Source organism: Microcoleus sp. Pol12B3 (genome assembly GCF_036701355.1).
Lineage (GTDB): Bacteria > Cyanobacteriota > Cyanobacteriia > Cyanobacteriales > Microcoleaceae > Microcoleus.
Genome location: NZ_JAUBQS010000053.1, coordinates 1 through 15,431, shown reverse-complemented (window position 1 = coordinate 15,431; position 15,431 = coordinate 1). Strand labels below are relative to the sequence as shown.

The following is a 15,431-nucleotide window of genomic DNA, read 5'->3' as shown; positions in this document are numbered from 1 at the left end:
TTAAGAAAATAACAATAGATAACCGATCGTTTGTCAAAAGCCATCAGAGGCAGGATGGGTGTTCCACGCCATCACAGGCAGGAGACCTGTTTAACGAGAAATAAATGTTAAGAGTGGGGCAAAAACGGACAGCCGACCCCCACACAGATGATTGAGATTGGTGGAAGATCCGATCGCAGGCGGACTTGGCTGATATAGTAGCAGAATTTATTTTGATGTGGAGCGGAAAATTTGTGCGACCGATCTATTTACGCGCACAAAGGAAAAACCACAAACCACCCACTACAAAGTACAATCAAAAATCTAAAATCTAAAGTGTAAATCAAAACATGGAATTTCTAGTCACCGATACGCCCCGCTCTGTTTGGACCGGAGACGCCTTGGCAATTGGTCTATTTGAGGATGCCCTGGAACTCACGGGCGATCTGGCACAATTAGATGAAAAGCTTGCAGGCACTTTGAAAGAGCTGCTACTGGAAGTAGATTTTAAGGGCAAAGTGGGCACCAGCGCCATCACCCGCGTCGGCGGCAATAATCCCATTCGCAAAATTGCGATCGTCGGTTTGGGCAAAACAGAGGATTTAAAATTAGACACCGTGCGGCAAGCAGCAGGCGTTTGCGCCAAGTTAGCCAAAAAAGAGAAATGCAAAACCCTCGGAATTAGCTTTCCGGTGTGGAAAAACGCGCCGGATGTTACAGCAAGCGCGATCGCCGAAGGTGTAGAACTCTCCTTGAATCAAGACAACCGTTTCAAATCGGAACAGGAAGACAAAAGCCCGCAACTCGAACAAATTCATTTGCTCGGTTTTGCCGGTACCGAAAGTGCGATCGCCCGATCCCGCCAAATCACTGCCGGAGTCATTTTAGCACGGGAATTAGTCGCAGCGCCGGCAAATTTTGTCACTCCGATTACAATGGCAGAAACTGCTCAAAGTCTAGCTGCCGAATGCGGTTTAGAATTAGAAATATTGGAGCGGGAAGACTGCGAAAAACTCGGCATGGGAGCCTTTCTCGGCGTTGCCCTAGCATCTGATTTACCGCCTAAATTCATCCATTTAACTTACAAACCAGAAGGCACACCGCGCCGCAAAATAGCAATAGTCGGCAAAGGATTGACCTTTGATTCTGGTGGTTTGAACATCAAAGGTGCGGGCAGCGGCATTGAAATGATGAAAATAGATATGGGCGGCGCTGCGGCTACTTTGGGTGCGGCAAAGGCGATCGGACACATCAAACCAGATGTAGAAGTTCACTTTATCAGTGCCGTCACTGAAAACATGATCAGCGGCCGCGCCATGCGCCCTGGAGACATCCTTACAGCTTCCAACGGCAAAACAATTGAAGTCAACAATACGGACGCTGAAGGTCGTTTAACACTGGCTGATGCTTTGGTATTTGCTGATAAATTGGGAGTTGACGCGATTGTCGATTTAGCAACTCTGACCGGAGCCTGCGTAATTGCTTTAGGCGACGATATCGCGGGTTTGTGGAGTCCTCAAGATAGCGTCGCTGCCGAAATAGTCGCCGCCTCAGAGTTGGCAGGCGAAAAATTTTGGCGAATGCCGATGGAAGAGAAGTATTTTGAGGGCTTGAAAGCATTGCACGCCGACATGAAAAATACTGGCCCTCGTCCCGGCGGTTCGATTACGGCGGCGCTATTTTTGAAGCAGTTTGTAAAGGATACTGCATGGGCGCATTTAGATATTGCCGGCCCGGTTTGGACTGACAAAGAAAATGGTTACAATGGCCCTGGGGCTACCGGTTTTGGAGTTCGGACTTTGGTGCAGTGGGCCCTGGGCGGCGCTTAATTGTGGATTTCCACCCCAAAAATTGAGATTTTCTCTGCCTTAAAAGTCTGTTAGTCCATCTGTGAGCCAGGGGTTTTTAACCCCTAGCTCACTGCTTAAGTAATCTAAAAGAAAATTTAATACCGATCATTAACAATTTAAATGTTTCTGAATCAAGAGCTAGGCGAACCTATTTATTCCGTTACAGGGAGCAACCTAAGCGTTGCTAGCCGTGACGCTCACCATTGCTCATACTTGCGATAAAGCTTCCTTTCCGGGGCCCAACCTCGACAGTTTTGACATTTCCTGAAAAAATAGCTGTTTCATAAAAAATGAAAAAAGTATATAATTATGTAAATATTTCACTAGCCGAAATCAAATAATTAGATTTGATCGGATTTGCATTGGTACAGATAATTTTTTTCTTGAACTTTATGCAAGAACAATTAACAAATTTTTTTTCAACAATTTCTGTATCTTCTACACTCGCCTGCAAGCTGGTGCCGGAGTTGCGATTGTACGCTGTTTTTGACTCGCTGACTGCACTGGCTTATTGTTCGATCGCCCTATCTTTAGTTTATTTTACCCGCCAAGGTTCTCACCGCAGGATTTTCCGGGTGTTTGCCGTTGTTTTTTTTGCCTGGGGTGCGGCTAAATTGACGGAAGTTTGGACGCTTTGGCATTCCATATATTGGCTGTCGGTAACTCTTAAAGCTACAAGTGCTTTGATTTCTTGGCTTTTAGCCGCAGTCGCCTTCGCCCTGATGCCGAAAGCACTTGCCGAGTCTGGTTTTAATCAAAGAGAAAAATTTCAACAACAGTCGTTAAAACAGGTAGAAGAAAATCCGCACCAGCATGATATAGAGAAAGGAGAATTGGCGAAAGAATTGATCGATTTTTACGCTTCAGATACTATTGTCGATCGCGCTTTAGCTCTCAATTCGCTTAATGAACAGTTAGAAAAAGAAATTGCAGATCGCCAGCGAGTTGAAGAAAAGTTGCAACTGACTCAGTTTGCGATCGACCGATCGGCAGATGCGATATTCTGGATCGGACCCGACGGTAAATTTTTGTACGTCAACGACGCTGCTTGCACTTCATTGGGATATTCTGCAGCAGAATTGCTCTCGATGACAGTGCACGACATCAATCCAGATTTTCCCCAAAGTGCTTGGAGCTTGCACTGGAAAGTCTTAAAACGCTGCGGTTCAGTTAATATTGAAGTTCACCACCTCACTAAGTACGGTCGCATTTTTCCGGTAGAAATTACGATCGACCATTTGGAATTTAACGGCAAAGAATATCAGTGCGCGTTTGCTCGCGATATTAGCGAACGCAAGCGGATTGAGGCAGCTTTGCGAGAAAGGGAAGAAGAATTTAGGTCATTAGTTTCTAGCATTCCCGGTGCGGTTTACCGATGCAGTGCTGCTGGGCGATCGAGCCTAACTTTTATCAGCAGTGGCATAGAAGCTATTTCCGGCTATCCTGCAGCTAACTTTATGCAAAAACCGGTGCAGGCTTTTCCGAGTATAGTTCATCCCGATGACGCTGAGCAGATCGAGACAATTATCGATCGGGCTATTAAGACAAAACAACCTTACATCATCGAATATCGCCTGATGCACTGCGACGGAAATGTGCGGTGGGTTGCAGAGAAAGGTCAAGCCCTTTTCAACGCAGACGGTGAAGTTTTATCCCTCAACGGTGCCATTTTTGACATGACTGAGCGCAAAGCAGCGGAGGATGCTTTGCGGCTCTCCGAGGCGATCGCCAACAACAGAGCCCAGCAGCTAGAAATCGCTCTCAAAGAACTTCGAGAAACTCAAGCTCACCTAATTCATACCGAAAAAATGTCAAGTCTCGGTCAAATGGTAGCTGGAGTAGCTCACGAAATTAATAACCCTGTCAGTTTTATCTACGGCAACATTTCCTACGCCAGCCAATATATCCGAGACTTGTTGCAGCTTGTGGAACTTTACCAAAAACACTATCCTCAGCCCGTGGTAGAAGTTCAAGAATTTATTGACAATATCGATTTAGAATTTTTGAGAGAAGATTTAGTAAAAATATTATCTTCGATGAAAATGGGAGCCGATCGCATTCGCGAAATAGTTCTGAGCTTGCGAAATTTCTCGCGTTTAGACGACTCCGTAAAAAAGCCTACCAACCTTCACGAAGGCATAGATAATACCCTCTTAATATTGCACAACAAACTCCGAGCCAGAGGCGACTATCCAGAAATAAAAATCATCAAAGATTACGGTCAACTCCCTTTAATAGAATGTTATGCTGGTCAGCTCAATCAGGTATTTATGAATCTGCTTAGCAACAGTATTGACGCCTTGGAAGATGCTTGCAACCAAAAAAGGCGATCGGCTGCCGGCGGCGACGATTGGAAACCAACTATTAGGATTCGCACAGAAGCCCTGAACGAAAATAGTATTTGCATCCGCATTGCCGATAATGCGATCGGCATGACAGAAGACGTGCGGAGTCGATTATTTGACCCGTTTTTCACGACAAAACCGATGGGAAAAGGCACTGGTTTAGGGTTAGCCATCAGTTACCGAATTGTCGCGGAAAAACACGCCGGAGCCTTGAGCTGCCGTTCCACCGTAGGAGAAGGTACGGAATTTGCGATCGAGATTCCTTTATGAATTAGTCCGACGGAAGTATCAAGACTTTGGCAGAAGTTATCGCTCACTAGAAATTGTAAATTGGGGTGTAAAAAACTTTCAAGTTTCAAAAAAAATCCCAAAATTGGCTATAAATTACCCAGCTAATGTTCAACATGGCAGTGAAATTATAAATTCTGTACCGCGACCTAAAGTTGAGTTGACTTAGATCATACCAAAGTGTTGCTCAACTACAATCAACCGTGCGATCGCCAATCCTAATCCCGTTCCTTTCCCTACCGCTTTCGTCGTAAACAAATGATCGAATATTTTCTCTTTGACTGATTCACTCATACCCTTTCCATTATCAGTAATGGTAATTTTAGCCTGGTTATCTTCTAGTGAGGTTGTAATTGTAATGCGGTTGGGATTCGCCTGAATTTCCGCAAAACTTCGACCAGTATTTGATTCATCTAACGCATCAATCGCATTGGCTAGAATGTTCATAAACACCTGGTTAAGCTGTCCGGGGAAGCATTCGATCGTCGGAATATTGCCGTAGTCTTTCACTACTTCAATGGCGGGTCGCTCATCGTTCGCTTTCAATCGATATTTGAGAATTAAGAGCGTACTATCTATGCCCTCGTGGATGTTGAAGGGCGCTTTATAGTCTTTGTCAGCTCTAGAAAAGGTGCGGAGCGAAGTGCTGATACTTTTAATGCGATCGCATCCCACTTTCATGGAGTCAATCATTTTAGGCAAGTCTTCGATGATATAGTCTAAATCGATATCTTCGGCATGGTCTGCAACCTCTGTTTCTGGAGCGCGATCGCGATAGAGATTGAGATGCTCCACTAAGTCTTGCACCGTTTGCTGGGTTTCATTCAAATTGCCGCAAATAAAGCCGACGGGGTTATTGATTTCATGAGCAACACCTGCTACCAGATTTCCGAGTGATGCCATTTTTTCGCTTTGCACCATTTGCAGTTGGGTGTTCTGCAAATCTACCAGAGTCTGTTGGAGTTCCTGTGATTTTTGAATTACAGCTGCTTCTGCTTGCTTGCGATCGGTAATATCAATCAGCATTCCATCCCAAACGGTTTCTCCGTCTTCTCTACGTTCTGGCTGAGCAGCGGCTTTCACCCATTTCACTTTCCCACTGGGAGTAATAATCCGCCACTCATGTTGAAATGGGGTGAGCGTTTGAGCCGACTCGATAACTGCCCGAAACGCTTCTGCTCGATCGTCGGGATGTTCAAAATCGCGTAGGCTGTATTTTCCTACCATCACATCCTCTGCCGCCACTTCATAGAGTGTTTGACATCCAGAACTGACGTAGGGCACTGAAGCAGAACCATCGGCTTGAATCCGAATCTGATAAATCAAGCCAGGTACGTTATTGGCAAGTTTCTGAAAGCGGGCTTCACTATTCTTTAACTCTTCCAGAGACTGTTCTAGCTGTTGAGCATAGTTCTGAGATCGCTCGTAAAGTCGAGCATTTTCTAAGGAAATCGCCGCTTGAGCGCAGAGTAAGTTAAGTAGTTCAACGCGATCGCTTGTAAATGCTCCCGTAACTAAATTGTTTTCTAGATATAAAATGCCCATCAGCTTCCCTTGATGCAAAATCGGACTACACAAGATACTCTTCGGCTGCTGACGCATGATATATGGGTCATTTATTAAAGTCCGCTCGGTCGTCGCATCCAGCAGCACAACAGTCTGCCTGTTGTGCTTGACTTTGTAAATCAGCTTCAGGGGAATTTCTTGACTCTCTTCAATGGGAAGACGCTGCAAGACAACTGGCTTGGAACCCTCGGTAATTGACCCTTTAATTAACAGGCGATCGTCTCGCAATAGCATGAACACGCATTTATCAGCCCCCGCATTTTCAATGACGATTGAAAGCAACGATGAAAGTAGCTTTTCGAGTTCGATTTCACCGGATATTGCTTGGGAAGCTTTGAGAATAGCAGCTAAATCTAAAGCCACAGAAACACTACTACTGGATGTGGCAGAACTGGTGGAGGTAACACTCCCTAAAGTGAAGATAGTTTCGTGAGTGGAGAGAGGAGAACGGATTTGCTCTAATATAGGTGCAAGCAGTTGCGGATAGCGAGCTTCTAGGTCAGCAACTTTGGCTTTTGCACCCCAACGAGCATAGGCATAGTAGGCTGCAATCATGTATTCCCCGGCTATGCGCTCTTTGCCCCAATGTAGGTAGAATTTAGCAGCCAGTTCGTTAGCAAGTGCTTCTTCTTGGGTATATTCGTTGGCTTTGGTAAGAGAAATCGCCTTCTCGTAAAACTCAATTGCTTCGGCTTTTTGTCCTAACACTCGACATTTTTCTGCCGCTACCAAATCAACCTTATGTTGATAATTCATGGGTGCATGATACGCCCATTGCTGTAACTTGGTTTGGTTTTCTATGACACCCTGCAATGCTTCTGATGTTTCATCTAACTCTGGATTCAATTGTGCCAGAGTTAGCAGAGATTCATAAAGATAAAATACTGGTTCGCTGACTAATCCCGCACCAGCCATAAAATAGCGCCTGACTTCAATAGCATGATTTTTCGCTGGCTCAATTTCTCCAAACAAGAAACAAAGCATCAGTTTATACAAATGGAAAATATACAATCCATATCCATCCTTGGCAGATTGTAGCTGCTGGAGAAATTCTGTTTCTTCAAGGGCTTTCCCAGACAAAAGGGTGGTATGTTCTGCAAGACCTAGCAAATTTAAAACAGGCTGCCAATAGATCCGGCAATAATTTGCGGTTGTCAATTGATTTAATTGCATCAAACTATGGCAGTAAGCGCAAATTTCCTGCTCTAACGTAGCCAGGGATTGACCACACCAAAAAGAATTGAGGCAAAAACTGTGGCCATTATACCCAGCAAGTACCAAGTTCCCAAATTCTATGGCAGTGGTGTAACCTTCTTGCAACAGGGGTAGTGTTTCTTGAATGTGAGAGTTTCGGTGTACAACAAATAACCCCAAGAGCATCAAAACATCTGTTTTACTTGCTTTGGCATCGAGTTTTGAAATAATCTGGAGTGCCAAGAAACCAAACTGTGTTCCTGTATCCACGACTTGGAAGAAATTGCAGAGAATATTGCCATAGTTCACATAGCCGTAAGCAGAAATCGATGTGTTACCGTACTGAATGGAAAGTTTAACCGACAAAGTACTCAGCAATGGGAACAGCGCAGAGCCCGTGAGGTAAGCTGCTGGGCTGATGATATTGGCAATCTTAATAGTACCGAGTTTTTCCACATCCCTCATCTCAGGCAAGTTAACCAAATCGGCAATTTCCCTATTTCCAATAAGTTCCTCAATCTCTTGGATTTCCTGTTGAAGATCTGATCGTGTTGGTGTTTCAGGAAAGGTGACGCCAAGCTGTTGTAAAACTGGTTGGGCGATCGCGATCGCTGAGGTTAATTTACTTTGGGAAATATGAGATTGAATTCTAAAGCAGTAAACGTTGACTTTTTCAGGTAAGGAGCGTGCCTGTTGAATGACAATATCAATGAACTGTTCCATCGCCTCAAAATTACCGTTTAGCATTGCCACTTCCGCTGCTAGTTCATACAAGGCTAGGGTCATTTCATACTGCTGCTGCCAAGTATTTTATGCCAACAGAGACAATCCTGCTGTGGCATATTCATGGGCGGCTTGATAGGCGGTTGAAGTTTTGGCTTTGCGACAGGCAATTAAATTGAGTTGGGCTAATTCTTCTCGTTCTGTTGGTTTGGTAATTAAACCAGTTCCGTGATTTAATTGATTGACAATTTCAAAAATACGGTCTTCTCTTGCTTGTGCCGAAATCTGTTGCAGCAGCAGTTGTCCGATTTGGTAATGAGTCCCCTGTTTTTGGTCGTGTGGAATTAGGGAATAGGCTGCTTGTTGAACGCGATCGTGTAAAAATTTGTAGGTAACATTTTGAGACTTTTCTGACGTAACAGCTTGACTTTCTTCCCCTAGAGAAAATTTATAAACATCACCGATCGGTAAAATCAAACCTTCTTGTAATGATTTCCATAAATTGGCTGCGGTTTCTACATCTGAGTGTTCTGAAACAATTGCTAATGTTGCTAGATCGAACTGATTGCCAATACAAGCGGCTAACTTCAGAATATTCTGGGTTACTAAGGGTAACTTCTCTAACTGCAACGCCATAAATTCTACAACATCATCGGTCAAAGCTTGTTGATTAATTTTGGACAGATCGCATTGCCAACAGCCTAACTCCAAGTTAAATTGAATGAGATTTTCTTCGTGTAGGGCTTTGAGAAATTGGGTGGCAAAAAATGGGTTGCCTTTAGTTTTTTGAGAGACTAGTTGTGAAAGGGGTAATGCCAAATTTTCTGTAATTTTTAGGGTATCAGCGACTAATTGATTGATTTGGGATTGACTCAGGGGTGTTAAAGTAATAGTATTAATGGCTGCTGGGTTTTTTTGAATTTCGCTCAAAGTCAGCATTAATGGATGGGCGGGATTGACTTCGTTATCCCGATAGGCACCAATGATGAAAAGATGATCTGTATCAACCATTAATAGCTGCATCAACTTTAATGATGCTGAATCAGCCCATTGTAAATCATCTAAAAACATCACTAATGGATGTTCGGCGCTAGTAAAGACTTGGGTGAATTTTTGAAACAATAAATTAAAGCGATTTTGGGCTGCTGTTCCTGATAATTCTACTGCTGGTGGTTGTTCACCAATGATTTTTTCTAATTCGGGAATGACTTCAATAATTACCTGACCGTTGTTTCCGACAGTTTCTAATATTTGATTTTTCCATTGCTCTAGTTGGACATCACTTTCGGTTAACAATTGCCCCATTAAATCCCGAAATGCTTGGACAAAAGCTGAGAAGGGGATATTGCGTTGAAATTGGTCGAATTTTCCTTTGATAAAATAACCGCGTTGCCGAACAATTGGTTTATGAACTTCATTGACAACGGCGGTTTTACCAATACCAGAAAAACCTGCTACCAGCATCATTTCTGTTGCACCAAGACTGACTCGCTCAAATGCTTGCAGTAAAGTTTCTGCTTCAGTTTCTCGTCCGTAGAGTTTGTCGGGGATGATGAAGCGATCGCTCCTATCCCGTTGTGCAATTTTAAAGCTCTGAATTTTCTCAGTTTTTTGTAGTTGATGTAAACATTTTTTTAAATCATATTTCAGTCCTAATGCACTTTGATATCTATCTTCGGCGTTTTTTGCCATCAATTTACTGACAATCTCTGAGACTACCGAGGGGAGTTGTGGGTTATTTTCATGTACTAATGGTGCTGCTTTGGCAATATGACAATGTACCAACTCCATTGGGTCATTTGATTCAAATGGTAATTTCCCTGTGAGTAATTCGTAGAAAGTCACACCCAAAGAATAAAAGTCACTTCGATAGTCAATCCCCCGATTCATTCGACCAGTTTGTTCTGGGGAAATATAAGCAAGTGTCCCTTCTAATACATTGGGATTTATCAAAGTTTGTGTTTCTCTTGGAAGTAAAGACGCAATACTAAAGTCAATTAATTTGACCTGTTTGGTTTCGGGATTAATTAAGATATTGCTGGGTTTGATGTCTTTGTGAATAATGCGCTCTCGGTAGAGAATATCTAAGGTATTGCATAGTGCGATCGCGATTTCCAAAAACTCTCTCAAAGATAGTGCGTTTTTCCCTTTAATCGCCCATTCCTGAAGCGAAATTCCCCCAAAGTCTTCCATGACTAATGCATAGCCATTTCGAGAGGGTTCGAGACTATACGTTTGGATGATTCCCGCTTGACAAAGGTTTTTAGCTATGGTATATTGATTGCGAAATTGCACCAGCTCGCTAAAGGTGGGATACTCGTTTTTCAGCAGTTTGATGACGACAGGTAATCGGTCACTGGTACGGATGGCCCGATAAACTAAGGTGCGACTTCCTGAATAAACTGTTTGGAGAATTTGATAGTTGGGAATTTGAATGCTTATGTTTTGGTTGCGGTTTTGGTGAGAGTTATTCATGGTTGTTGTTATTTGGTAATTGGTGGGTTAACGAGCGGTTAAATGGGTCTGAAGAAGAGAAAAAAATTAACTTTTTTGTTAGGCATTAGTGGGTAAGGTGATGATAAATTCTGTTCCGGCTCCCTGTCGAGAGTTGATGTGAATAGAGCCGCTATGTTTCTCAACTACAATCTGCCGTGCGATCGCCAAACCCCATCCCGTGCCTTTGCCCACTGCTTTCGTGGTCAATAAATGATCGAATATTTTTTGTTTGACATCCCAACGGGGGTAGCAGTAAGAAGCTTCTTTAGGCTCTAATATAGCTGATAGGAATCTCGATCGCTAACTCTGTACCATCTCCAACTCTAGAATTACAGGTTAATTTACCGCCATGTTTTTTGACAATACCATAGCTAACAGATAAACCTAAACCTGTACCGCTACCCACTGGTTTAGTTGTAAAAAAGGGATCGAATATTCTGGATTGAATACTCGCCGGGATACCAGCACCATTATCAGAGATTTTAATTCTAACCCTGTCTTTTTCTATGACTTCAGTATGAATCATGATTACAGGATTTTTTTCTGTTTTATTAATTGATTGAAGAGCATCAATAGCGTTACTGATAATACTCAGAAATACTTGATTTATCTCACTAGCATAACAAATGACATTGGGCAGATTTCCATAACTTTTAATAACTTGTATTTCTGATTTGCCATCGCTTAGTCTTAAGCGAGTTTGTAAAATTAGCAAAGTGCTTTCTATTCCGGTATGTAAATCTACTGCTTTCATCTCTGCTTCATCTAAACGGGAAAAGTTACGCAAACTCAGGATAATTTGGCTAATGCGATCGCTCCCTGATTTCATAGATTCTAGAATTTTAATTAAATCTTTCCAGATAAATTCTAAATCCATTTCTTCTATTTTTGCTTGAATTACTCCACGGGCTTCAGGATACTCTTGTTGATAAATATCAAGTAAAATAAGCAAATCTTTGACATAATCCTCTATATGTGCAACATTACTACGAATAAATGTTACTGGATTGTTGATTTCGTGAGCAATCCCAGCTACCAGTTGACCGAGAGATGACATTTTTTCGCTCTGAATTAATTGTGCTTGGGTTTGTTGTAAGTTTTTAAATGCTTGCTCTAAATCAAAAGCTTTTTGGCTTAAATCTTCCGTTTTTTGCGCTACTTCTGCTTCTAAGCTTTGGGAATATTTTTCTATTTGTTTATATAAACGAGCATTCTCAATAGAGATCGCCGCTTGAGCTGCGAGTATCTGGAGAATTTCTACTCGCTCATTAGTAAATGCTCCTAGTGTTAAGTTATTTTCTAAGTAAACAATACCGACGAGTTTTCCTTGGCGAATAATTGGAGTACATAAAACTGATTTAGGTTGATGAGCAATAATATAGCGATCGCCTGCAAATTGGTCTGCTATACTTAAGTTATCAAAAACAGCCGTCGCTTGAGTTCGTGCCACCGCATAAATTAAACTATGAGGAATTTCCTGATATTGTTCCAGAGGAATTTCTAATATTTTTGTCTGCTTTTGTGCGGTTTGAGCGACGACTAACCATTGTCGGTCTTGGCGAAGCACTAAACAACCGATTTGTGCTCCCCCATTCGCCAGCGTAATCTGCATCAAAGTGGCTAACAGTTTCTCTAATTCAATTTCTTGGGAAATAGCTTGTGCCGCCATCATTACTGCTGGAAAATCTAACCATACATTCTCGCTACTACTGACGCTAGCTAGGCTTCCCATCCAGGTAGGGTTGATTGTTGTCCCAGATGTGATTACAAAGTTAGCAGGTTGGAGAATAGCTTTCAGTAGTTGTGGATAGTGTTGTTCTAAATAAGCGACTTTAGCCTTTGCACCCCAACGGGAATAACAGTAATACGCCTCAATCATGTAAGATTGTGCAACTTTTTCTTTCCCCCAATCTAAGTAGAATTTTGCAGCGAGTTCGTTGCCTAAAGCTTCTTCTTGGATATATTCGTTTTTCTTGGATCCGGCAATTGCGCGATCGTACCAATCTCCAGCTTCATAATTCTTGCCTAAAACCCGGCATTTTTCTGCTTCTACCAAGTCAATTTTATGTTTGTGATTCATCGGCGCCTGGTGTGCCCATTGAGCCAAAGTGGTTTGATGGGTTTCTGCCAAAGCGAGACTGTTCGCTTGCTCAATTTCTGACTGCGTAGAGCCGACTGCCAAGCAGGTTAACCCGGCATAGAAATGGAAAACCGGAGTATGAATCATTGCTGCCGCCACCCTCAAATAGAGGCTTGCTTGAGCAATGTAGTCTAGGGCGTTGGTGTAGTTGCCAAAGAGATAGGCAAGCATTAGTTTGTAGTTATAGGCAAGAGCGAGTGCAGTAAGCTCTCTATTCTGATTATGCTGAGGAAACATCACGGTTTCATCATAAGCCTGACCGATTAACAAATCCGGTTGATTGACAATTTCCCTCAAGTTCTGTACCGTCTGTTGTGTCATCTTCACGTAAAACATAGGAGAATATTGCTTCACAGTCGTTAAGACAACACAGTAATTTTCTATTTCTGCGTGCCAATCATCAATCTCTACCCCTGAAAAAAAATTATTATATAAATAACTACTGACGCAGTAGCCAGCATTGAGAAAATCACCTGTTTCCATTCCGACTAAATACCCTTCTTTCGCAGTTGGAATTGTTGCCCTCAGTGGTTCTTGACGATGCTGAATAAAACAGCCAAACCAAAGTAAAGTGATACATTTAAATTCTGGCCAATTCAACTGATTGAGTAAGCTCAGTGCTACTCGCCCAAAGCGATAACCTTTTTCTACTTCTCCGAAAAAACCAGACAGCACAATGCCATAACCCACATACCCGATTGTTGATGCTGGTGCATTGCCAAATTGAAGTGATATACTGACCATTGTGGCACAAAGGAGAGGCTGCAAGGCAGGATTTCCCATAAAAATAGCCGGAAACAAGATGCCTAACAATTGCATCGCCGCGATTGTCCGAGGATCGCTCATCACGGGAAGGTTAACCAGTTCCTCGATCTGTTTGCCCTCCAGTTGGTTGGCGAGGTTTTGTAATGCAATGCGTGTCAATGCTTCGTCAGTTTCATAGGGGAGTTCAATCCCCAATTGTGCTAGGGCATTGGTGCCGATAGCGATCGCTTCTAACATCTGACTCTGAGTTGTCAGTGCGTTGATTTGAATCTCAAATATCTTGACTTTATCTAGTATTGTTTTCGCCGATCGCAAAACCTGGGCTGCCATTTCTTCCATGCCATTAAAATCGGCATTTAAGTAAGCCGTTTCAGCCGCAGCCACATAAAGATTCAGGGTTAATTCATACTGAGTTTGCCAACAGTTTTCAGTGAGTAACTCCAGCCCTGTTTTCACAAAACTTCTGGCGCCTGCATAGGCTGTAGAATTTCTGGCTTTCTGTCCTGCTGCTAAGTTTAATCTGGCTAAGGCTTCCCGTTCCTCTGCTTGAGTCATGAACTCAATTCCTAAATTTAAATGCCCGACAATATCAAACAGCTTTTCCTCTTTTTCTATCTCTGATAAGTTTTGTTGGAGTAATTGCCCAATATGGTAATGGGTCTGCTGTTTTTGCTCGTCAGGAATCAATGAATAAGCCGCTTGTTGGACGCGATCGTGTAAAAATCGATAAGTCGGATTAGCGGAATCATTAAAAACTTCCTCGCTATCAGATTGGGTAAAGAACTTATAAATTTCGGTAGTAGGAATTACCAAACCTTCCTGCAAGGCTTTCCATAAAGCTGTGGCGCTACTGTCTGGTGATTTCTCACTGACAATTGCTAAGGTATTCAAATCAAACTGCGCCCCTATACAAGCCGCTAGTTTGAGACTATCCTGAGTTTCTCTGGGCAATTTCTGTAATTGCAATGCCATGAATTCAACGACATCATCAGTAATGGCTAAGGCCTTCACTTGGGCAATATCGCATTGCCAATATTGAATCTCGAAATCAAAGCTAATTAACTTGTCATCATGTAATGCTTTGAGAAACTGGGTCGCAAAAAAAGGATTACCTTGAGTTTTTTGATAGACCAATTTTGTTAAAGACTGGGCTAGAGATGATTCACAATTCAGTGTATCTGCCACCAACTGATTCATATCAGGTTGCCTTAAGGGTGGTAAAGTAATTGTATTCACCGTTGCCCCAGTTTTTACAATTTCATCCACTGTTAAAATGAATGGATGTACGGGGGAGATTTCATTATCTCGATACGCACCTAGTATTAATAGATACCCAGCATCTTGCATCAATAATTTCAGCAAGTTCAGTGATGCGGAATCGGCCCATTGCAAGTCATCTAAAAACATGACTAATGGATGTTCTTTACTGGTAAAGACTTGCACAAATTTTTGAAACAGGAGATTAAAGCGATTTTGGGCGGCTGTTCCCGATAATTCAATGGCTGCTGGCTGTTTACCGATAATATTTTCTAACTCAGGAATTACGTCAATTAAGACTTGTCCGTTGTCTCCTAATGCAGTTAATATCTGGCTTTTCCATGTTTCTAATTGCCAATCTGATTCGGATAGCAATTGCCCCATTAAATCGCGGAATGCTTGCACAAAGGCGCTGAAGGGAATGTTGCGATGAAATTGGTCATATTTTCCTTTAATAAAATAACCGCGCTGGCGGACAATGGGTTTATGAACTTCGTTGATAACTGCGGTTTTTCCAATTCCAGAAAAACCCGCTACTAGCATGATTTCTGTTGCACCTTCGCTGACTCTTTCAAAGGCTTGTATGAGCGTTTTTACTTCGGTTTCTCGTCCATAAATTTTGTCGGGGATGAGGAAGCGATCGCATATATCCCGCGTTCCTAACTCAAAAGTTTCAATCTTTCCAGTTTCTTGGCACTGCTGCAAACACTTTTCTAAGTCATGTTTCAATCCCCAGGCACTTTGATAGCGTTTTTCGGCATTCTTCGCCATCAGCTTCATGACAATATCCGAAACCACCTGCGGGATTTCTTGGCTGTTTATTGCAGG

At 42.5% G+C, this 15,431-nt stretch carries 5 protein-coding genes and 1 pseudogene; 2 read left to right on the top strand and 4 right to left on the bottom strand.

Features of this window, described 5'->3' with window-relative positions; translation table 11 throughout:
• The first annotated feature begins 329 nt into the window (after positions 1–329).
• Both QUA53_RS22090 and QUA53_RS22085 read left to right on the top strand, forming a co-directional pair.
• Positions 330–1,808: a leucyl aminopeptidase gene (locus tag QUA53_RS22090; protein ID WP_333099824.1), complete on the top strand. Its 1,479-nt coding sequence runs from the start codon at positions 330–332 to the stop codon at positions 1,806–1,808.
• Positions 1,809–2,221: 413 nt separating this feature from the next.
• On the top strand, positions 2,222–4,444 hold the full coding sequence (locus QUA53_RS22085) for a PAS domain S-box protein (protein WP_333099825.1): 2,223 nt from the start codon (positions 2,222–2,224) through the stop codon (positions 4,442–4,444).
• A 183-nt stretch (positions 4,445–4,627) separates the two neighbouring features.
• On the opposite strand, the gene QUA53_RS22080 is transcribed toward QUA53_RS22085, so the two are convergent.
• The 4 genes and pseudogenes from QUA53_RS22080 to QUA53_RS22065 form a co-directional block, all read right to left on the bottom strand.
• A complete protein-coding gene (locus tag QUA53_RS22080; protein ID WP_445305247.1) occupies positions 4,628–6,943 on the bottom strand; it encodes an ATP-binding protein in 2,316 nt (771 codons plus the stop codon).
• Between the two features lie 963 nt (positions 6,944–7,906).
• Positions 7,907–10,420, bottom strand: a pseudogene (locus tag QUA53_RS22075) (ATP-binding protein); the annotation flags it as partial.
• A gap of 78 nt (positions 10,421–10,498) precedes the next feature.
• On the bottom strand, positions 10,499–10,648 hold the full coding sequence (locus QUA53_RS22070) for an ATP-binding protein (protein WP_445304978.1): 150 nt from the start codon (positions 10,646–10,648) through the stop codon (positions 10,499–10,501).
• A 58-nt stretch (positions 10,649–10,706) separates the two neighbouring features.
• Positions 10,707–15,431: AAA family ATPase (locus QUA53_RS22065; protein ID WP_333099827.1), on the bottom strand; the 4,725-nt coding region annotated here is incomplete at its 5' end.